Below are 21,184 nucleotides of genomic sequence, written 5' to 3' on the forward strand. Positions count from 1 at the left end.
AGCACGGCTCCTCTGTTTTTTTAACAAACATATCGGTTTTTTATATTTCAGTAAACGCACTGACAAAATATAATAATAATGCAAGCCTATTAAAAGGGAGCAGTCTGCACGTAAGGGGGAGTCAGGATGAAATACTCAAAAAAGACAGTAGTTGTCGCAATCGGCGTTCTGCTCACTCTCATCGTGGCTATTAGTTTTAGTGTTGGCAGTGTAACACCTTCGAAGCTAAGAGGAATAGCTGATCGTAGTGAAGAGCTAAAGCCTGTTACGATTCGAATTGCCTGGTGGGGTGGGGATGCCCGTCATGAATATACGAAACAGGTTGTAGAGCTGTACGAGCAAAAGAATGAGCATGTCACGATTGATATAGAAGAATATGCAAGCTACGATGACTATTGGAAAATAATGGCGCCACAAGCAGCTGCTGGTGAGCTGCCAGATCTTCTTCAAATTGATACAAGCTATTATGCACAATATGCAGGTAAACAGCTCCTGACCGATCTTAATCCATACTTCGGGAATGAAATAAATACTGCGAATATCAATGATGATATTTTGAAGGCCGGGATATACAACAACGGAAATTATGGGATGACGCTCGGTATCAATGTACTTGGGTTTCAATATGACCCTGAGATATTGAATCGAATGGGTATTGGTCACATACCAGAAGGATGGACATGGGATGATTATGAGCGGATAGCGTTACAAGCACAAAAATCAGGCGTGTTTTTTGATGATGGCATGCGTCCAGAAATCTTTTTCGCCTACTATTTACGCACAAACGGTGAAACCCTTTACAATCCAACGGGGACAGCTCTTGGCTATGAAGATGATGCATTTTTTGTTGATTTCTTTGGAAGACTTGTACGTCTTGTCCATTCGCGAGCAACACCTACCTCAGAGGAGAAGGCAGCAATTAAAGGCTTCTCGGACAATTATTTATCGGAAGGTAAGCAGATTGGAATATGGCAATGGTCCAATCAGTATGTGGCGACGCAGCAGGCTACGAATCGTACAATGGCGATTGCACCGATGCTGGGGCCGAATATGAAGCAAGCTCTGTTCTTAAAATCCAGTATGTTTTTTTCGATTGCTGAGAGCTCAAAGGTTAAAGCAGAGGCTGCAAAATTTATAGATTTTTGGGTAAATGACATTGAAGCGAACAGGCTCATACTAGGTGAACGAGGAGTGCCGGTTTCATCCGTTGTTCAAGAAAGTATTAAACCTTATCTAACAGCAGCACAGCAACAGGTTATGGATTATGTAAACTGGGCAGAACAGAACAGCTCGCCAGGTGATCCGGTCGATCCTGTTGGCTCTGCTGAAATTATTGATACACTAAGAGAGCTGTGGGAGCAGATGGAATATGAACAAATATCGATAGAAGAAGCAGCGAGCACATTCCGTATGAAAGCTAATGCAATCTTAAAGCTAAACAATGAGAGCAGTAATGGGTTTTAGCAACGAGAAGGAGTGGTTAACGAAATGGATATTGTATTTCATGGAACGAGTGATGCGTTAGGTGTTCCAAGGATTTATTGCCAATGTGACGTTTGTGAGGAGGCGCGGTTATCCGGTGTAAACCGAAGATACCGACCGTCCATTCAGCTTTGTATAGAGGATGAGGAATCGATATGGATCGACTGTGGACCAGATTGGCACATACAGATGGAGCAAGCACAGCAGCGAGTAGTGTCACGAATGCTCATTACACATGCTCACTATGATCATATTGGCGGACTGCCTCAATGGTATGATCAGTGTCGTTATGCGAAAGTAAAGCCAAAGCTGTATGCTGCAACAGAGGTTTTACAAGAGATAGAGGCAAGATTTCCTTGGCTCTCAGGATTGATTGAGTTTAACTCGCTAGATGAGGGTCTAATGCTAGGCAGCTGGCAGTTACGGATATGGAGAGTTAATCATGGACGCAATGGATATTCCTATGCTTTTCGCTTCGATCATCGTCCATTCGGAAAAAGTATCGTTTATTGTCCAGATTGCATCGCACTTTCTGAAGATCAGCAGCAATTGCTATATAACGTGGATATGCTAATTATAGGTGCGAGCTTCTATAAAGAACCTCATCCATTCGAAACACGTTCACTTTACGATGTAACCGAAATTGTTGAAAGGTCAATGGTGTGGAAGCCAAGAGAGCTTTGGATTACACATATGTCACATGATATTGATGTACGTCATGTTGAGTTGTTACCGCAGCATGTTCATTATGCTAAAACAGGCTTGAAATTATCATTGTAATTCTCAACAGGCAGTAGCGATCGTTACTGCCTGTTGAAAGTTACAATAATCGGCTTATCATTAGATTGTACTAGTATCAATATACACAAAGATAACGCTTTGAAATTTTAAATGTGCAATAACAATGGAAGAAGGGTGATGTGTGATGAAACGACTTCCTATGATGCTGCAGCTCGTGTTTATTTTATTTTGTGTGATGTTGATTCCTACGACGATAATAACGTGGTACAGTGGTACTCAAATTTTAGGTTATTCAGAAAAAGCTATAGCAGAGTCTTCTTTGGATAGCTTGGAATCGAATAGGGAGCTGAATGAAAACGCTTTAAATTATATTGCTCAAGATACGATCCGCTTAGCCTCTTCTAATATATTTGATCGTCTCCGTCACTATAAAACCTACGAACAACTGAATCAAAACTATACAAACGTAGAAATTGGTCTATCACTGCTTAAGGATCTTCAGCGATTAATAAGAAGCAATGAAGGAATATATTCTGCGTTTTTTTATTTACAGGATGCTGATTATATCGTCTCCTCAGATAAAGGGATTACAATGCTCGAGCGATATGAATCGCTCAAATGGATCGATGAAGCATTACTTCAGAAGGATGGTATATCCGGGGTTTGGACTCCGCGCATGCTAGCTGACAATGAAATGGTCTTCTCTTATATATTACCGCTTAACCGTTTATCTACTTCAACGAAGGGTATGCTCGTCGTTAATTTAAAGGAATCACAAATCGCTCAGTATATGGATGCGTCGAATCAAAAGGATAGCAGCTACTATCTCATTGATTTGAAGGAGCAATCGATCATATCGCATAACGATAAATCAGCTCTGCTCACTGATGTGACACAAATCCCAATTATTTCAGAAATGATAAAGACAGGTGCCGCACAAGGCTATCAATTTAATGAAGTAGACGGGAAACGACTTCTGTATACCTGGAACACCTCTAATCTAAATGATTGGTTATATATTCATTCCTATTCTATGGATACACTAATGTCTCAAACTCGTTCAGTTCAGCACGGAATGATTATCTTTTCTATCATCATTTTTTTAGTGGGCTCCGTTCTAGCTGTCCTGCTAGCAACATGGCTGTCTAAGCCTTTGCGAGAACTAACTAAGCATATTCGTGCACGTAACATCTCTAGTGCTGCAGGGAAAAATGAGCTCGATTTCCTTGGAAGCGCATTTAGGAAAATGCAGGATGAGGAAGAAAAGCTTACACTGCTTATTAAGGAACAAGAGCAGGATTCATACAGTCTTGCGATTCACCAATTATTGCAAGGTGAAGCATTGGATCGAAAAAAGAAAGAGCTGTTGCTTGAGATGCTTCCCGAGAGAAACTATCACATCTCAGTTGCTGCACTTGATCAATATAGTCAATACATTAATAAAACAAGTCCAGAAACGCGCTCCTACCATTTTTATTTATTCATAGCGCAGATTGAGAAGCTAAGCTCAAGCAGGATTCGTATACGAAGCGTTAATTATGGAGAGGGCAGATTTGCGATTGTCATGAATTATCATACTGCGGAGCAAGAAGAGCTGCTAAGCAGTTTGCATAACATACAAGCTGCTGCCTTGGAGAACTTTGGTCACACTGTAACGATAGGCATAAGCGATACTGTCGAAGCTTTATCGGACGTTTCTAGTCAATTGCTACAAGCACTAGAGCTTGTAAAGCATCGAATGATTGAGGGGAATGGACGTTTAATCTTTTCGAAGCAGCAGTTACGAGTCAATAATAAGTATATTTACCCGAGCAATAGTGAGCGAAGAATAGTGAATTACATCGATACCGGAGATCTTAGCAGCATAACAGAGGAACTGGATCTCATCCGTAAGCAGATTGAAGCGGCAACGTATATTTCCTATGACAATATATTATTTATTTATAATCAGTTGTTTGGTGTCATGATCAAGCATCTTAATGAGAAAAGCATCAATACTTCAGCTATTTTCGCTAATCGTGGAAATATCTATTCGGTTATGGCTTCAATGGAAACATTAGATGAGCTAGACGTATATTTTAAGCAGCTATTCGCAGAGGTTAGTCTGTATGTTGACCAAAGCTGTCATGAGGTAGGCTATCTAGAAAAAATCTTTGCATATCTAGATGAACACTATAAAGAGGATATCGTGTTTGAAGATATGGCAAAAGAAATTGGCATCAGCTATTCGTATATGCGAAAAATTGTTTATGAGCTAACCGGAAAAAGCTTAATGGAGTGTATCAATCAAAAACGAATACAAAAGGCAAAGCAGTTACTCGTTAAAACAACGCTGAATGTCGCTCAAATTGCAGCAGAGGTTGGGTATAACAACATTCAAAGCTTTAATCGATTCTTTAGAAAATTCGAGGGGATTACACCAAGCAGCTACAAAGCGTCGAAGCTTAATGGTTGATTTTGATTAGAATGAACAATACTGATTCCTTTGTATCATAGGTGCAGTCTGCTTGCTAAGCTACATGTATAGCATATGCCAGGCTGCACCGAAACACGTGCTTGCTAGATAGAAAATCCTTGTGCATCAAGGGATTGCGGGCACTGTCAAAATTGATAAACATAATCAAAACGTACAATTTACGTTACTTAATAGGGCGGTTAATATGAGAATCAGCTTCTCCGATCAATCAGACGTTTTCCTAGAAATGAAGGTTTGAAAATTGAAAAGGGGATGTAATAAAAGGAGGGAAGGTGTAGATGTGAAACTTGTAAACGCTTTAATGAAACGTGATTCTGACAATCGTAGTTTTCTCTATTATTTAAAGCGTGACAATCAGCTTTATTTAATGCTATTAGTTCCAATTTTTTTCGTACTTGTGTTTAAGATTCTTCCGATGTTTGGTTTAGTCATCGCCTTCAAAGACTTTAAGATCGCGAAAGGCTTCTGGGATAGCGAATGGGTTGGATTTGAGGTATTTCAGGAGATCTTTGCAAAAAGAGATTTTGGTCGTGCTATCAGAAATACATTATTGCTTAATACGTTAGATTTTATATTAAGCTTTACAGCACCGATCTTACTTGCCATATTACTTAATGAAATTAAAAACGTAAGGGTTAAGCGTGTAAATCAGACGTTGCTCTACTTACCACACTTTTTATCCTGGGTCATTATCAGTGCATTAGCCTATCAGCTATTTAGTGTAGGTAATGGCTTAGTGAATAATCTTATCGAGAATCTTGGCGGTAACCGAATACCATTTCTGCAGGAAGATCTGCATTGGCTAATGTCTTACTTGCTCATAGGTGTGTGGGCGAGTATGGGCTGGGGCACAATCATTTATCTGGCTTCCATTAGTTCGATCAATCCAGAGCTGTATGAGGCTGCATACGTGGATGGTGCTGGGCGCTGGAGAAAAATATGGCATATTACGCTCCCAGGTATACGGGTGACAATTGTAACCTTGCTAATTATGAATTTAGGTAGAATTATGGGAGGCAACTTTGAACGAGTGTACGCACTTGCGAATAAGGCAACGACAGAATATACAACGACTATCGAAGTGCTTGTCTATCGTTGGGGTATAGAATCTGGACAATTTAGTCGTGCTACTGCAATTGGTTTATTCCAAGCAGTCATCGGGCTTATTCTCGTAATACTGGCAGATCGTATTGCGAAAAAGCTTGGTGAGAACGGCTTATTGTAGAAAGGATGGCATGAGATGAAAGCATCTAGCAACCTAACGACGGTTAAAGGCATGAAACGCTATGACGCATGGGATGTCATCATAAATATTGTGGTTGCCCTAGCATCGCTAGCCTGTTTATTACCGTTAATTCATATTTTAGCAAAGTCACTAAGTCAGGATTCCTATGTGCTTGCCAATAAAGTATTGCTCTGGCCAATGGGATTTACGTTCGAAGCGTATAGCAAAGTGTTTGCTGATGCTTCGATCATTCGCTCACTGTACGTCTCGGTTTTTGTGACGATTACGTTTACGATACTTGGACTTATCGTTACGATCTGTGCTGCATATCCGCTTTCTCGCAGACAGTTAAAAGGACGTTCATTCATTACGTTCATGTTCGTATTTACGCTTATCTTCAGTGGTGGAATAATCCCTGAGTTTATGCTTCTTAATTCTCTTGGTCTGTTAGATACGTTATGGTCATTAATTCTTCCACCTGCATTTAGTGCATTTAACTTTTTAATTATGAGAAGTGCTATATATAGCTCGATACCAGTCAGCCTAGAAGAATCGGCACGGATCGATGGAGCGGGTCATTTTAGAGTACTGTTCAACATCGTGCTGCCGCTTTCTAAGCCAATCATTGCAACGCTGGCATTGTTTTATGCAGTTGGTCGCTGGAATACTTACCAGGACGCCTTGTTTTACATTAAACAGAACATAGACTTACGCCCTCTACAATTAAAGCTGTATTACATGGTGGTAACGGCATCTGAAAGCTTTCAGCTTGAATCGACGTCAGTGCAGCTTACTAATCCTGAAGTACTGAAAGCAGCATGCGTCATCTTTGCAACGTTGCCAATCATTATTGTTTATCCTTTTATTCAGAAATACTTTGTTAACGGTGTCATGCTTGGAGCTGTAAAAGAGTAAGTGGTGACATGGGTAAGATTATATTAAACGAGGAGGCAATTTACTATGAAATCTAAAAAGATTGCAATAGTTTTATTATCGTTGATGATGGTTTTAAGTGTGTTAGCAGCATGCAGTAAAAACAACAACAACACGAATACTCCTTCCAATACGAATCAAAATTCGAATAACTCGTCACAGCCTACAGCATCCACGAATGAGGGGAATGAGGGCGGCTTTCAAGACTATTCGAATGGATTTCCAGAAAACGTTACGATTGAAATTCCCGTTTATGATCGTGCGTTTGAAGGCTGGAACGTAGCAGATAACTATTACACAAGATGGATTCAAAAAGAATTTGGCGATAAATACAATGTTACGGTGAAATACGTACCAATTTCTCGTTCTAACGAAGTACAGGACTTCCAACAGCTGCTAGCAGCACATAAAGCTCCGGATATTATTTTCCATTACGATATGCCGCAGCAAATTGCTTATTATAGCGAAGGCGTATTGCAGCCAATCGACTGGGCAGAAATTGAAAATTATGCTCCAACCTATTGGGGGAATCTAGGGGATACAATCGAGCAATACGGTATTATCAATGATGAGAAGATCTTCTTCTACGCAGATCGTCCTTCTGCAGATAACTTTGTAAGCTTAATTCGCAAAGACTGGGTTGAGAAGGTTGGTATGAAGGTTGAAGATCTAACCTCATTAGAGAAATATAATGAAATGCTTGTGAAGTGGAAGGAAGCAGGTCTAGGTGTACTAGGTGGCACACTTACTCGTAACAACTTCAATTACAACTATGCATTCCGTGATTGGCCGATTGATGCAAAAGATCGCGCTTTATATTCTGATCTATCCATCGCTGATTTTACATCTGTAGCAACAGAGCGCTGGCTTAAAAACTTAAACTATCAATACAATAATGGTCTAATTGATCGTGAATTCTATCTAAGAGATGATGAAAACAAAGCGAAAGCAGAGTTTGTTGCAGGTCGCACAGGTACGTTCGGAAGCTATCTAACTAGCAACTCCGACGTTATCGCTGCTACGCTAGCGAATAATCCTGAGGCTGAATTTGCTGTTATTCCACCATATGCAGGTGTACCTGAAGGCTTAAAACCGCAAGGACGTGCCTACTGGCCGTTTGGTTTCATTATGGGAATTAACTATGAAACGCCTGAGCTTGAGCGTATTGCTATCTGGATGTTCCTAGAGTGGATGAGTCAGCCAGATAATTTATTCTTCCTACAAAATGGCGTTGAAGGAGAGAACTATACGATTGATTCGGACGGTATAGCTATTCGCAATGCAGATTTTGAAGGAGAGTCTGTGCTTTCCTTAAACAACAATAAAGACTATTGGGCGCTAGTTATCGAAACTCAATTATATGATGATCCAGAGATTAACAGAAAGGCTCAAATTCGTAACTGGGCTCCCGTTGGCTATGAATACTTAGCTGAGGATCTCATTAAATATTACGAAGAAACAGCTGAATTCCGCACACCGGATGCATTGTTCACAGAGGTTGTTGAAACAGTTAGTGAATATAAAGCTGATCTGAATGAGTTGTTCCAGGAGCTGTATATTAAAGTTGCAACTGCACCAGAGGATCAGTTCGATAAGCTATATGAAGAGGCAAAACAAACGTATCTAGATGCTGGCTATCAAGAGATTTTAGACGAAAAACAAGAAATTATTGATAGAGGCAACTTTAGATAGGATCAACATTCATCATTTCCAAAGCCCATGCATTTGCTTGGGCTTTGGTTATTATTGGAGGTAGAGCATGCTGAAATTGGCAATGGACTCAACTGAGCTTAAGACGACGATAGATCGCGTTGTAGACTACACATTGAACATGGATCTAACCTGGGATTGGCCATGCGGAGTAGCCTATTATGGTGTTAGCCGTGCATTCGAGGTGACAGGGGAACAATGCTATTTGGATCGAATGGCTGCTTGGTGCGATGAATACATCGAGGCAGGATTACCGACATGGACCGTTAATACTTGTGCAATGGGGCATATGCTTGTTACGTTATATCAGCATACCAACGAACAGAAGTATCTGGATCTGATTCTAAGCAAGATCGATTATATTCGTAACCATGCACTACGATTTGCTGATCGAGTGCTTCAGCATACCGTCTCTGCGAATAATGATTTCCCTGAGCAATGCTGGGCGGATACTTTATTTATGGCGGCTTACTTTCAGCTGCGCGTTGGAGTGATGTTAAACGATTCATCGTTAATTGAAGATGCACTTCATCAATATTATTGGCATATTAACTTCCTGCAGGACGAGAAAACTGGACTGTGGTATCACGGCTATAATCATGTGAATAAGGATCACATGTCAGGAATGTTCTGGGGACGCGCTAATGCTTGGGCAGCGTATACGATGTCAAGAGTCGGTAAAGTGCTTCCACAGCCTTATCTGTATCCACCGTATATGCATATTGATTCATCACTTCGAGATCAATTAGCCACTTTAAAACGATTGCAGAGGGAAGATGGACTTTGGGGAACCGTACTGGATTACGGGCCTTCCTACGGTGAGGTTTCCGCATCTGCAGGGATAGCTGCTGCAATGGTCATGAATGGAAATCCACTGCACGGCAAATATATTAATCTGACTCTTGATGGCATGGCAAACAATATAACGGAGAACGGAAGGGTCCTCAATGTATCAGCAGGAACGGCTGTAATGAATGATATTGAAGGCTATCTAAACATTCCTAAAAAGTGGGCTCAGGGTTGGGGCCAAGGCTTAGCGCTTGCATTTCTAACTGCGCTTGCGGAGCGGCAAAAGAAAGAGAAGGTAGAGTAAGAGGCAAAAAAGCCAAGTGAGCTTATAGACATGGACTAATCCATGAGCCTATAAAGCTACCTTGGCTTTTTGCTTTGCTGTTCATATTCCAGAGGCCATGCTGCAATGTACTTCATTTATTGTTGCATTACTCAAAAATTGAATTATTCGTAAGCTGTATTAATCGTTAGACTGAATAACGAGCAGCTTGCCACTCTTAATGCTTACTGTGGCTTGATCAGTGAGGAGCTCATTACTAATGCCGATCGAATGACCCTTTGTTAGTGTTGCATCTGTCAACGGGTACTTAAAGCCATGCAGTGTAATACCAGTGACCTCCTCAGAATAAGGAATGAGTGACACATAGCGATAGCCATTACGTGACACGTTTAATGTATCATTCATAAGTTGTATTGTGTTGTGTTGATCGATAATCATTGATGGAATATTATACTTCAGCGATAGCTCTAAGAGCTGAATGCTAGCAAGCGAATGATCATATCGGCTGCCGAGAGCTCCAACGAATATTATTTTATTCGGTTTTTGCTCAAGCGCGTGCATATAAGCGAGCTGAGAGTCAGTATAATCCTTATCAATGGCGTCGAATCCAATAAATTGCTTACTATTACGCTGGATCGTCATTACTTGCTCACTGCTGACTGAATCAAAATCTCCTAAAGAGATGTTAGGTACAATGCCATGCTCTATTAGAAATTGTGCGCCGCGATCAGCGCCTATAACATAATTAGCTTCTTTAATGTAGGGAATAGCCCATTCACCTAAAGTTCCGCCGCTACATATTGCTATGACAAGTTCTTTCATCACAAATTCCTTTCTATATGTACTGCATATGTATAATCAGATCACTTTCTACTTATTCTATCGTATCAAGATGTTGGATCACAAACAACTAGAAGTATATGATGTTCATTGAATAAGGACTAACAATTCGCTATAGTAGAGTAGATGCGATCTTAATTATTATTCATGATGAAATGAGGGTATACGTTGAAACAGAAGGTTTTGTTCGTATGTTTGGGCAATATTTGCCGTTCTCCAATGGCTGAAGCGGTTATGCGACACTATGTGGAGCAAGAAGGGCTGTCTCATCTTATTGAGGTGGATTCGGCAGGGACTGGCGACTGGCATATTGGCAAACCGCCACACGAAGGCACGCGTAAGCTGCTCGATGAAAAGCAGATATCGTATAATGGAATGAAGGCAAGACAAGTGGCAGCCAAAGACTTGTATGACTTTACATACATCGTATGTATGGATAATCAGAATCTAAAGGATGTTCAAAGTGTATTCAGTAGCTCGGTAGGGGATGGCGCTCATGGTAAAGTGATAACCTTTATGAGCCTAGTAACGGGAGCACATGTAACAGAGGTGCCGGATCCTTATTACACTGGTAATTTTGATGAAGTGTATGACCTCGTAAAACAGGGCTGTCGTACATTGCTTAATGAAATAAAGCAACAGCTTCAGTAAACATATTGGCATAAAGAAGGAGTGTAACAGCTAAGAGACATTGCAGCGCTGTTACACTCCTTTTGTTCGTTTATTCAAATGAACTCCATTCACCGTCGAGTAAACTTCAATGAATCTCATGCCATCAAAGCCGATTTGGCTTTCAGGACCAAGAAGATGGAGTGAAGCTAGAAAACAAGAAGCGCAGCGTACGTAATTGGTACGTGAGCTGAAATGTTTTCATAGAAAACATACTACGGAAGCATAACCTTTCGGTTGAACCCCATATTCACCGTCGAGTAAACATCAACGAAACCGCATCGTCATCAAAGCCGAAACTTCGGTATTAATATTCACGTATAAAATAACGTATTGCCTGCGGCACTTCCTTCTGCCAAAAGCCCCATTGATGCTTACCGTCTTTTTCTTCATAATGAATCGTAGCATCACGTTCCTGAAGCAGCTTGTGCATGCTTCGGTTAAGCTCTACAAAATTATATACACCACGATCGGTTTCAAAAGCTTCTTCTTGCAGGCCAACAATCATATATATATTCAGCCAATCCAAATCTCCTGAAGCAGCTACGATCTGTAGCGATGCTTCATAAAATGCGCCAGACATACTCATTACTTTCGTAAATAGGTTTGGATGCTGTAGTGCAATATGTAGCGAAACCGTCCCACCTAATGAATCACCTGCTAGAATTCGTTCCTCTACATCTGCTCGAACTGGATAGTTGCTTTCAATAAAGGGGACAAGCTCCTGAGCAAAAAAGTCAACATAAGCCTGGTGACGAGTACCGTCAGGAGAATATTCTTCCGTACGTACCGACTTATCTACATCTACGCCTACTATAATGAATGGTTCAATGCCACCATCAAGGATAAGCTGCTGAGCTGTAGTAGCGATTCTTCCAAAATTAAAAAAATCTTCACCGTCTTGGCAATAGATGGTGGGGTAGCTTAAAACCTCATTATAGCCTGGCGGTAAATATATGCGTAGGTTTCGTTCACCTTCAGGTAAATGCTTGCTTTTAATCGTGCTTTTAAGAATGGTGCGCTTAAGAAAGCGATTGTCCGTCATGAGTGAAAATCTCCTTTAAAATGTAGTATGGAAAGCTTGCGAATAGGTAAAATAAGAGATGTCCTGTAAAATGATTGCAAAAAACAGCTTTGTATCATGCTGTTATACTGATATTGTGTAGCTGTTATACTACAACTTTGGGCTTGAAAGATGAGAATTCGCTAAAATTAGCGACATTTCTCCTTTTTTACTTTGACCAAACGTAATAAACAGCGGTATAATAATTCTATAACAGAGACACACAATTTTCAAATATTTTAAGATGAGGTGAGCGTTCTCAATGAGCAAATTGCCATATGAGGTTCAAACTGAGCCGGTTACACCGCTATCCGTTCTGACACTAGAAGGGGATGTAGCACATCCAGAGTACATGCCAGAACTTACTGACGATCAATTAAAGGAAATTATGTACCGCATGGTATTCACACGTACGTGGGATGAGCGTGCAATCAACCTTGGTCGTCAAGGTCGTCTAGGTTTCTATGCGCCAGTATCTGGTCAAGAAGCTTCCATGATTGGTAGTGAGTTTGCACTTAATAAAGAAGATTTTATTTGCCCAGGTTACCGTGATATGCCACAAATCGTTTGGCACGGTCTACCGCTTTACCAAGCATTCCTATATTCTCGTGGTCATCAACATGGTGGTCAAATTCCTGAAGACGTAAACGTGCTTATGCCACAAATTATTATCGGCGCGCAAGTGCTTCATGCAATGGGCGTTGCGATGGCATTCAAGAAAAAAGGCGAGAAACGCGTTGCAATTACCTATACAGGTGACGGCGGTTCTTCTGAAGGTGATTTCTACGAAGCATTGAACTTTGCGGGCGCGTTCAAATTACCTGCAATTTTCGTTGTACAAAACAACGGCTATGCAATCACAACACCTTACTCCAAACAAACTGCTGCTCTCTCTGTTGCACATAAAGCTGTTGCAGCTGGTATTGTTGGTCAGCAAATTGACGGTATGGACGTACTTGCAGTTATTAAGGCAGTACAAGATGCTGCAAAACGCGGCTACGAAGGTGAAGGAGCAACTTTGCTTGAGCTAATTACTTACCGCTATCGTCCGCACTCTCTTGCAGATGATACGACGAAATATCGTACGAAAGAAGAAGAAGCAGAAAAAGCATTGCTTGATCCACTTACTCGCTTCGGCAAATTCCTTGAGAAAAAAGGTCTATGGACTGAAGAAGATACAGCTCGCGTAAAAGAAGAAGCAAAAGCAGCTGTTGCAGAACATATCAAAAAAGCTGAGCAAACAGAAAAAATGACGGTTGCTGGTCTTATTGATTCTATGTTCGAAACTACACCGCAGCACTTGGAAGCTCAAAAAGCTGATTTCGAGTAATAGGGAGGATTAATCGACAATGGCACAAATGAATATGTTAGAAGCAATTCGCGATGCGATGCGCATTGAACTTACACGTGATCCTAATGTTGTCATCTTCGGTGAAGACGTTGGTCATGTTGGCGGTGTATTCCGTGTAACTGAAGGTTTACAAAAAGAATTTGGCGAAGATCGTGTATTCGATACTCCGCTAGCAGAATCAGCAATTGCTGGTATGGCAGTTGGTATGGGTATTCAAGGATTTCGTCCAATTGCGGAAATTCAATTCGTTGGATTTATCTTTGAAGCGCTTGACCAAATGTTCGTTCAAGCAGCTCGTATGCGTTACCGTTCAGGCGGACGCTACAATTCTCCAATCGTATTCCGTACACCATTCGGCGGTGGAGTAAAAGCAGCTGAGCTTCATACAGACTCTCTTGAAGGGTTAGCATTGCAAACACCTGGTATTAAAGTTGTTATTCCTTCTAACCCATACGATGCTAAAGGTCTAATGATCTCAGCAATTCGTGATAACGACCCAGTATTCTTCATGGAGCATCTTAACCTATATCGCGCATTCCGTGATGAAGTTCCTGAAGGTGAATATACAGTTGAGATTGGTAAAGCAAACGTTGTAAAAGAAGGTAAGGATGTAACTATTCTTGCTTACGGTATGATGGTTCATACAGCTAAAAAAGCTGCTGATGAACTAGAAAAACAAGGTGTAAATGTTGAAATTATCGACCTTCGCACGTTGCTACCGCTTGATATCGATACGATCGTTGCATCAATCCAAAAAACAAATCGTTGCATCGTTGTTCAAGAAGCTCAAAAAACTTCTGGTGCAGCTGCAGAAATTATTGCACAAATCAACGAGCATGCAATTCTACATCTTGAAGCACCAGTTCTACGTGTTGCTGGCCCGGATACTGTTTATCCTTTCGCACAAATCGAGGATCAATGGCTTCCAACTCCAGCTCGTATTATTGATGCAGTTAATAAAGTAATAAACTTCTAAGAGCAATGACATACTGAAATTGAATGAACTGTGACAGCCTGCGCTTCGCAGGCTGTACTACAAGGAGGTAAATATCGGTGGCTAAATTCGAATACCGATTCCCAGAACTAGGTGAAGGTCTTCACGAAGGTGAAATTGTTAAGGTATTGATCGCTCCAGGTCAAGCCGTAACCGATGATGACATTATTATGGAAGTTCAAAACGATAAAGCAGTCGTTGAAGTTCCATGTCCTGTTAATGGTAAAGTTGTTGAAGTTCTAATGAAGGACGGAGACGTTAAAAAAGTTGGCGAGGTTGTTGCGATTATTGAAGCTGAAGGTGAAATTCCTGAAGGCTTTGGTGCTCCAGCTGAAGAGGCTAAGGAAGAAGCGTCAGCTCCGGCAGCATCTAGTGCTCCAGCAGCAGCTCAAGAAGCAGCGTCAGCTCCAGCGGCTGAATCTGCAGTAGTGCTTGCAACACCAAGCGTACGCAAATTCGCTCGTGAGCAAGGCGTTGATATTACACAAGTATCCGGCACTGGCAAAAATGGCCGTGTAACTCGTGAAGATATTGCTGGCTTTAACGGTGCAGCACCTGCAGCAGCGGCACCAGCAGCTCAAGAAGCAGCAGCACCTGCAGCAGCGGCAGCTCCAGTTGCATCTGGCGATGCATATCGTCCAGAAGAACGCGTTCCATTCAAAGGTATCCGTAAAATTATTGCAGGCGCAATGTCTAAATCTGTATACACTGCACCTCATGTAACCATTATGGATGAAGTGGACGTAACTGAGCTAGTTGCTCTACGTACAAAATACAAACCATATGCAGAACAACGTGGCTCTAAGCTTACGTATCTGCCATTTATCGTAAAAGCTCTTGTATCTGCATGCCGTGAGTTCCCAATTATGAACTCTACGCTTGATGAAGCAAACCAAGAGATTGTTTACCGTAAATACTACAATATTGGTATTGCGACAGATACAGAGAATGGCTTGATTGTTCCTGTAGTTGAAGATGCAGATCGTAAAAACTTGTTTGCCATTGCAGACAAAATTAAAGATCTAGCTGTTCGTGGTCGTGATGGTAAGCTTGCTGCTAACGAGCTAAGAGGTAGCACGATTACAATTTCTAACATCGGCTCTGCTGGTGGTATGTTCTTTACTCCTGTTATTAACTTCCCAGAGGTTGCTATTCTTGGTACAGGTCGTATCTCTGAAAAAGCTGTTGTACGCAATGGCGAGCTAGTAGCAGCACCAGTTATGGCGCTTTCTCTAAGCTTTGACCACCGTCTAATCGATGGCGCGACAGCACAAAACTTCATGAACCACATTAAAAAGCTTTTGGCACAGCCTGAGCTATTCATTATGGAGGTGTAACATATGGTAGTAGGAGACGCTTCTCTCGATATTGATACATTAGTCATTGGTGCTGGTCCTGGTGGTTATGTTGCAGCAATTCGTGCAGCACAGCTTGGTCAAAAAGTACTTTGTGTAGATAAAGCAAATGTTGGTGGTGTATGTCTTAACGTTGGATGTATCCCTTCTAAAGCTTTGATCTCTGCTTCTCATCAATATGAGAATGCATTACACGCAGAAACTTTCGGTATTGAAATCAGCAAACCAAAAGTAGACTGGAACAAAGTACAAGAGTTCAAAAACAAAATCGTTTCTAATCTTACTGGCGGTGTAGCTGGTTTGCTTAAAGCGAACAAAGTTGAATATTTCAACGGCGAAGTAATGTTTATTAACGAAAACGAAGCTCGCGTATTTAACGATGCAGAAGCTCCTCGTTATCGTTTCAAAAACTGTATCATTGCTACAGGCTCTCGTCCAATTGAGCTTAAAGCATTCCCATTTGGCGGACGCATCGTATCCTCTACAGGTGCATTGTCTCTACCTGAAATTCCAAAAAGCATCGTAGTTATCGGTGGTGGCTATATCGGTATCGAGCTTAGCCAAATGTTCTCTAACTACGGTACACAAGTAACAGTAATCGAAGGCTCTGACCAAATTCTTCCTGGTTTCGATAGCGACGTTTCTGCAGTTGTTGCTAAGAAATTCAAAGGTAAAGGTGCTAACCTTATTACTGGAGCGCAAGCTAAATCCGCTACTCAAACAGATAAAGATGTAACAGTAACATATACTGTTGGCGATAAAGAAGAATCTGTTACTGCAGATTACCTGCTAGTAACAGTTGGTCGTCGTCCTAACACTGACGGTGAGCTAGGTCTTGACCTAATCGGCATCGAGATGACTGATCGTGGTCTTGTTAAGGTTGATGAGTTCGGACGTACAAACCATAAGCATATCTATGCAATTGGTGATATCGTTCCTGGTCTTGCACTTGCACACAAAGCGATGTATGAAGGCCGCGTTGCTGCTGAGCATATCGCTGGTGAAGCTTCTGCTGTTGACTACAAAGCAATTCCAGCTGTTTGCTTCTCTGATCCAGAGATCGGCAGCGTTGGTATTGGCGAGGCTGAAGCAAAAGCTCAAGGTCTTAACATTACAGTTGGTAAATTCAACTATGGTGCTAACGGCCGTGCAATGAGCTTGAACGCTACAGAAGGCTTTGTTAAATTAATCGGCGATGCTGACACTGGTTTATTGCTAGGTGCACAAATCGTTGGTATCGAAGCTTCAAATATGATTGCTGAGCTTGCTCTTGCAATCGAAATGGGTGCTACGGTTGAAGATATCGCTCTTACAATCCATGCGCATCCAACGCTTGGTGAGATCGTTCTAGATGCAGCTGAAATGCTACTTGGACATCCGATCCATGCGGTTGCTAAAAAAAGATAATTCAATCGAAAAGCTAGTCCAATCGGTTGATTCTATTGGTTTCAGGCTGTTTATGCATTGCATAGACGGCCTGAAGCCTTTTTATTACGTTAAGACGAACCTATCCTCATGAAAATACATAAATACAATGAAGAGGTGAACGTATTCATGCTTAATGAAAAAAAGAAGCCTTCTGACTCCTTTACGCTAATGACCCAGCTTATTTTTCCGTCTGACACGAACCATTATGATACGATGTTTGGCGGTAGATTAATGGAATATATGGACAAGGCTGCAGCGATAGCAGCTATGCGTCATGCGCGTACAAGATCAGTAACCGCATCAATGGACAGTATTGACTTCCTAGCTCCGATTATGATCGGTGAAGTAATTGAGGTTAAGGCGTTTGTATCTTGGACACATCGCAGCTCTATGGAAATCTATGTAACCGTAACGAGTGAGAATTTGAATAGTGGAGATAAGAAGCAAAATGTTCAAGCGTTTTTTACGTTTGTAGCGCTTGGCGAGGACGGCAGACCAACTCCGATCGCAGAGATTGAGCCAGAAACAAAGCTCGAGAAAAAGCTGTTTGCTAGCGCACCAGAGCGTCACGAGGCAAGAAGAAAGAGAAGGCAGGAGCGTAAACAAGCGGATGCAAGTGAGGAATAACAGTAAATAAATAGATCTTATAGTAAATCGTTTGTAATGAGACAAACGATTTTTTATTGATAGATAAGATAAACTTTCTATGAAGTGCTGAACTTAACTGAGTTCAACAGTAACCTCAGCTTCAATGGGTTGCTTCTATTCATATTTTACTGACAAAGCTAATATGATAAAGTATACGGCTTGACCATATGAGCTGCTTGGGTGAGTAATGCTCATTATTTAACAATCCGACAAATAAAAAAGCTCCAATGATGGAGCTTAATAGATAAAAAGATAACAATAACAACAATGATAATAAAGCTGAATAAGCACCTAAAATAATAATGTTAATAGAACCTTTTCTCTGATTGCTTTTCTTTAAGAATTTCCACCGCTTCACGGAAACGTAGGGAGTGTACAACCTCACGCTCCCGCAAAAACTTTAAGCTATCTTGTAGATCGACATCATCTGTTAAATCAATCAACCACTGATAGGTAGCCCTTGCTTTTTCCTCAGCAGCAATATCCTCATATAAATCCGCAATCGGATCACCTTTGGCTTGAATATAAGAGGCAGTCCACGGTACACCGTTGGCATTGGTGTAAAATAATGCACTGTCATGTGCAGCAAAATGCGGGCCTAGGCCGGCTGCTTTTAATTGATCTGGTGTAGCGTCCTTCGTTAACTTGTAGATCATCGTTGCAATCATTTCCAAATGGGCAAATTCTTCGGTACCAATGTCGGTAAGTAACCCGATTACTTTGTCAGGGATGGTGTATCGCTGATTAAGATAGCGAAGGGCAGCTGCAAGCTCACCATCAGCCCCTCCATATTGCTCCATGAGCAGCTTTGCCATCATAGGGTCGCATTTGCTAACTCTAACAGGATATTGCAGCTTTTTTTCATAAATCCACATAGTTAACCTCCAGTCAAATTAACTTTAAACCTGCCAAGGCCAAGGTGCTTCAATCCATTGCCAGCTGCTTACCGGCATATTACTGCGTCCGAATTGTAGTAATGGTTCGTAGGTTGTTTCATAGTGGTGGACTACACGTTTGCGTAATTCGACAAACTGGTTAAATTGCTGGAGTGCTGCGGCATCGTTCGGGTGGGTATCGAGGTATAATTGTAGTTCGACTAAGACAAAGTCAATGGCCTGCAATTCGTGAAGCAGGCTGTAATAGGCTTCGTCAAGCTGAATGCTCATCGTAACTGATCAACTCCTTTACTGACTGCCATATGGGCTGTACAACGGCTGCCATAGTGTGCCAAGCTTTAATGCTTCATAAGGCTGGAATTGTGGAAGATTCGGTGGCTGAAACGTTATAAAGTGGTTAGGGGGAACCTGAAAGCTCTTGTACCCAATAGGTGGACACGGGTCGAAAGGACCCGCAAAAACTTCAAAATACCGAACTTGATCGCTCATAGAAGTCTCCTTTCATCGTTACTATTTAACCATATGTAGCAGAAACGAGTGAATATGCTGAAAACATTGTATAAAACATGATTTCAGCATGAATTTTTTATGAAGCTTAGACATGGAAGGTGTGCACCACTTCGTACATCGGCGTGCTTTTTAAATTCGACTTCATGACGGTAAAATGATTCACCTCCCACGAGCTAGCATCAGGCTGATCGGAAATGTCAGATAGCTGAAAGCTGCGATCACCTCGATAGTCTCGTGCAAGGGTCAAATGAGCTCTAAATTCTCGTTTTTCTGTTTCGAAGCCTGCTAATTCTGTTCTCTTTACAATTTGTCGCTGAAGCTCCTTTAGAGCTTGAGTGGAATCAACAACGGAAGCCCACAAGATACGCGGAGAGGCTTTTTGACCGAAGACGCCAATTTGACCAAGCGATAGTGAAAATGGTTCAAATGTTACATGCTGAAGCGTTTCGATAAGCTTATTGATGACGGGTGGTGAAGTCTCGCCTAGAAACTGCAGAGTGATATGATAATCAGCGGGATGTGTCCATTTCCGAAAGGGAAGCTTTTGCTGATGTCCTTGTACCCAATCAGACAGCGTATTCGTTACGCGTTGAGACACGGGTACCGCGATAAAAAGTCGTGATGATTGTTGTTTATTCATTGATATGTACCCCCAATACTTCGTGTAGTTTGCAGCAGATCGAATGAGCTGCAGCGTCGATATCGTTAGCATCTCCGCTATGTATACAGTTATTCTCGTTGTCGCGGTGGTGATAGGATTCTAAGTCGTGATATGGTATAATGTTTCGAATGAATTAACTCGAAAAATGAAACAAATTTAGGAGTGAATAATGTGCAAACTAGTGAACAGGCCTATCTCCAGCTGTTAAAAGATTGCTTGGAGAAAGGAGAGCGCAAGGAAGATCGAACGGGAACAGGCACGATCTCTATGTTTGGCTATCAGATGCGTTTTCCGCTTGCAGAGGGCTTTCCTTTATTAACGACAAAGCGTGTTCCTTTTAAGCTTGTAGCAAGTGAGTTGCTTTGGTTTATTAAAGGCGATACGAACATTAAATATTTGCTTCAGAATAATAATAACATTTGGAATGAATGGGCATTTAAGCGCTGGGTGGAATCCAGTGAATACAATGGCCCTGACATGACGAACTTTGGTCTACGCTCACAAAGCGACGAGCAGTTTGCTCGCAGCTATGAGGAGCAGCTTGCTATATTTAAGGAAAGAGTGCTGAATGAGGATGAGTTTGCAGCGAAATATGGCGAGCTTGGTGACGTATATGGGAAGCAATGGCGTGCATGGCGCACAACACGAAACGATGTGATCGATCAGCTTGCAGATGTTATTCATACCATTAAAAACAATCCAGACTCACGTAGAATGATTGTTTCTGCTTGGAATCCTGAGGATATACCGAGCATGGCGTTGCCACCCTGCCATACGATGTTCCAGTTTTATGTATCGGGCGGCAAGCTAAGCTGTCAGCTTTACCAGCGCAGTGGTGATATCTTCCTTGGCATACCATTCAATATTGCAAGCTATGCGCTTCTAACGCATTTAATAGCACATGAATGTGGACTTGAGGTTGGGGATTTTATTCATACACTTGGTGACGCACATATTTATTTGAATCATGTGGAGCAGATACAAACTCAGCTGTCGAGAGAGACGCGTGCATTGCCTAAGCTTGTGTTGAATACGGACAAGACCTCTGTATTTGATATCGAGCTTGAGGACCTGGCGATAGAGGGCTATGACCCGCATCCGACGATTAAAGCGCCTGTAGCAGTCTAGGA

20 protein-coding genes are annotated in these 21,184 nt (G+C 41.6%); 14 read left to right on the top strand and 6 right to left on the bottom strand.

Features of this window, described 5'->3' with window-relative positions; translation table 11 throughout:
• Window positions 1–126 precede the first annotated feature (126 nt).
• The 7 genes from M3180_RS00110 to M3180_RS00140 all read left to right on the top strand — a co-directional run bounded on the left by M3180_RS00110 (window position 127) and on the right by M3180_RS00140 (window position 9,660).
• A complete protein-coding gene (locus M3180_RS00110; RefSeq protein ID WP_251665189.1) occupies window positions 127–1,464 on the top strand; it encodes an ABC transporter substrate-binding protein in 1,338 nt (445 codons plus the stop codon).
• A gap of 24 nt (window positions 1,465–1,488) precedes the next feature.
• Window positions 1,489–2,262 carry an MBL fold metallo-hydrolase gene (locus M3180_RS00115; RefSeq protein ID WP_251665190.1) on the top strand — a complete coding sequence of 258 codons (774 nt, stop codon included), beginning with the start codon at window positions 1,489–1,491 and terminating at the stop codon, window positions 2,260–2,262.
• Between the two features lie 145 nt (window positions 2,263–2,407).
• Window positions 2,408–4,678 (top strand): helix-turn-helix domain-containing protein, encoded by a 2,271-nt coding sequence (locus tag M3180_RS00120; protein WP_251665191.1) that lies wholly within the window; start codon window positions 2,408–2,410, stop codon window positions 4,676–4,678.
• Between the two features lie 322 nt (window positions 4,679–5,000).
• On the top strand, window positions 5,001–5,924 hold the full coding sequence (locus tag M3180_RS00125) for an ABC transporter permease (protein ID WP_251666320.1): 924 nt from the start codon (window positions 5,001–5,003) through the stop codon (window positions 5,922–5,924).
• 51 nt (window positions 5,925–5,975) lie between these two features.
• On the top strand, window positions 5,976–6,839 hold the full coding sequence (locus M3180_RS00130; protein ID WP_432806897.1) for a carbohydrate ABC transporter permease: 864 nt from the start codon (window positions 5,976–5,978) through the stop codon (window positions 6,837–6,839).
• 45 nt (window positions 6,840–6,884) lie between these two features.
• A complete protein-coding gene (locus M3180_RS00135) occupies window positions 6,885–8,549 on the top strand; it encodes an extracellular solute-binding protein (RefSeq protein WP_251665193.1) in 1,665 nt (554 codons plus the stop codon).
• 67 nt (window positions 8,550–8,616) lie between these two features.
• Entirely contained in the window at window positions 8,617–9,660 is a 1,044-nt protein-coding gene (locus M3180_RS00140) for a glycoside hydrolase family 88/105 protein (protein ID WP_251665194.1), read from the top strand.
• 159 nt (window positions 9,661–9,819) lie between these two features.
• On the opposite strand, the gene M3180_RS00145 is transcribed toward M3180_RS00140, so the two are convergent.
• Window positions 9,820–10,461: a thiamine diphosphokinase gene (locus tag M3180_RS00145; protein ID WP_251665195.1), complete on the bottom strand. Its 642-nt coding sequence runs from the start codon at window positions 10,459–10,461 to the stop codon at window positions 9,820–9,822.
• A 186-nt stretch (window positions 10,462–10,647) separates the two neighbouring features.
• Between M3180_RS00145 and M3180_RS00150 the strand changes: the two genes are divergently transcribed.
• Complete coding sequence (locus M3180_RS00150; protein WP_285855539.1) at window positions 10,648–11,130, top strand: low molecular weight protein-tyrosine-phosphatase; 483 nt, start codon at window positions 10,648–10,650, stop codon at window positions 11,128–11,130.
• Between the two features lie 325 nt (window positions 11,131–11,455).
• Here the strand turns inward: M3180_RS00150 and M3180_RS00155 are convergent, their stop codons facing one another.
• Window positions 11,456–12,193: an alpha/beta hydrolase gene (locus M3180_RS00155; RefSeq protein ID WP_251665196.1), complete on the bottom strand. Its 738-nt coding sequence runs from the start codon at window positions 12,191–12,193 to the stop codon at window positions 11,456–11,458.
• A gap of 280 nt (window positions 12,194–12,473) precedes the next feature.
• Between M3180_RS00155 and pdhA the strand changes: the two genes are divergently transcribed.
• The 5 genes from pdhA (at window position 12,474) to M3180_RS00180 (ending at window position 17,966) form a co-directional block, all read left to right on the top strand.
• Window positions 12,474–13,541, top strand: a complete 1,068-nt coding sequence (pdhA, locus tag M3180_RS00160; protein WP_251665197.1) for a pyruvate dehydrogenase (acetyl-transferring) E1 component subunit alpha — start codon at window positions 12,474–12,476, stop codon at window positions 13,539–13,541.
• Between the two features lie 19 nt (window positions 13,542–13,560).
• Window positions 13,561–14,538: an alpha-ketoacid dehydrogenase subunit beta gene (locus tag M3180_RS00165; RefSeq protein WP_251665198.1), complete on the top strand. Its 978-nt coding sequence runs from the start codon at window positions 13,561–13,563 to the stop codon at window positions 14,536–14,538.
• Between the two features lie 77 nt (window positions 14,539–14,615).
• Complete coding sequence (locus M3180_RS00170) at window positions 14,616–15,893, top strand: dihydrolipoamide acetyltransferase family protein (protein ID WP_251665199.1); 1,278 nt, start codon at window positions 14,616–14,618, stop codon at window positions 15,891–15,893.
• A 3-nt stretch (window positions 15,894–15,896) separates the two neighbouring features.
• Entirely contained in the window at window positions 15,897–17,318 is a 1,422-nt protein-coding gene (lpdA, locus tag M3180_RS00175) for a dihydrolipoyl dehydrogenase (RefSeq protein ID WP_251665200.1), read from the top strand.
• 147 nt (window positions 17,319–17,465) lie between these two features.
• Window positions 17,466–17,966, top strand: coding sequence for an acyl-CoA thioesterase (locus M3180_RS00180; RefSeq protein WP_251665201.1), 501 nt, complete (start codon window positions 17,466–17,468; stop codon window positions 17,964–17,966).
• A gap of 326 nt (window positions 17,967–18,292) precedes the next feature.
• On the opposite strand, the gene M3180_RS00185 is transcribed toward M3180_RS00180, so the two are convergent.
• From M3180_RS00185 to thpR, 4 genes are all read right to left on the bottom strand, one after another.
• A complete protein-coding gene (locus M3180_RS00185; RefSeq protein WP_251665202.1) occupies window positions 18,293–18,862 on the bottom strand; it encodes a manganese catalase family protein in 570 nt (189 codons plus the stop codon).
• A 24-nt stretch (window positions 18,863–18,886) separates the two neighbouring features.
• Window positions 18,887–19,153 (bottom strand): spore coat protein CotJB, encoded by a 267-nt coding sequence (locus M3180_RS00190; protein WP_251665203.1) that lies wholly within the window; start codon window positions 19,151–19,153, stop codon window positions 18,887–18,889.
• 18 nt (window positions 19,154–19,171) lie between these two features.
• Window positions 19,172–19,372: a spore coat associated protein CotJA gene (locus M3180_RS00195; RefSeq protein WP_251665204.1), complete on the bottom strand. Its 201-nt coding sequence runs from the start codon at window positions 19,370–19,372 to the stop codon at window positions 19,172–19,174.
• A 106-nt stretch (window positions 19,373–19,478) separates the two neighbouring features.
• Window positions 19,479–20,033, bottom strand: a complete 555-nt coding sequence (thpR, locus tag M3180_RS00200) for an RNA 2',3'-cyclic phosphodiesterase (RefSeq protein ID WP_251665205.1) — start codon at window positions 20,031–20,033, stop codon at window positions 19,479–19,481.
• A 192-nt stretch (window positions 20,034–20,225) separates the two neighbouring features.
• On the opposite strand from thpR, the gene M3180_RS00205 reads away from it, so the two are divergent.
• The gene (locus M3180_RS00205; protein WP_251665206.1) at window positions 20,226–21,182 is read left to right on the top strand and encodes a thymidylate synthase; all 957 of its coding nucleotides are present in this window, start codon (window positions 20,226–20,228) and stop codon (window positions 21,180–21,182) included.
• Window positions 21,183–21,184 lie beyond the last annotated feature (2 nt).

Source organism: Paenibacillus camelliae (genome assembly GCF_023715345.1).
In the GTDB taxonomy this organism is placed as follows: Bacteria; Bacillota; Bacilli; order Paenibacillales; family Paenibacillaceae; genus Pristimantibacillus; species Pristimantibacillus camelliae.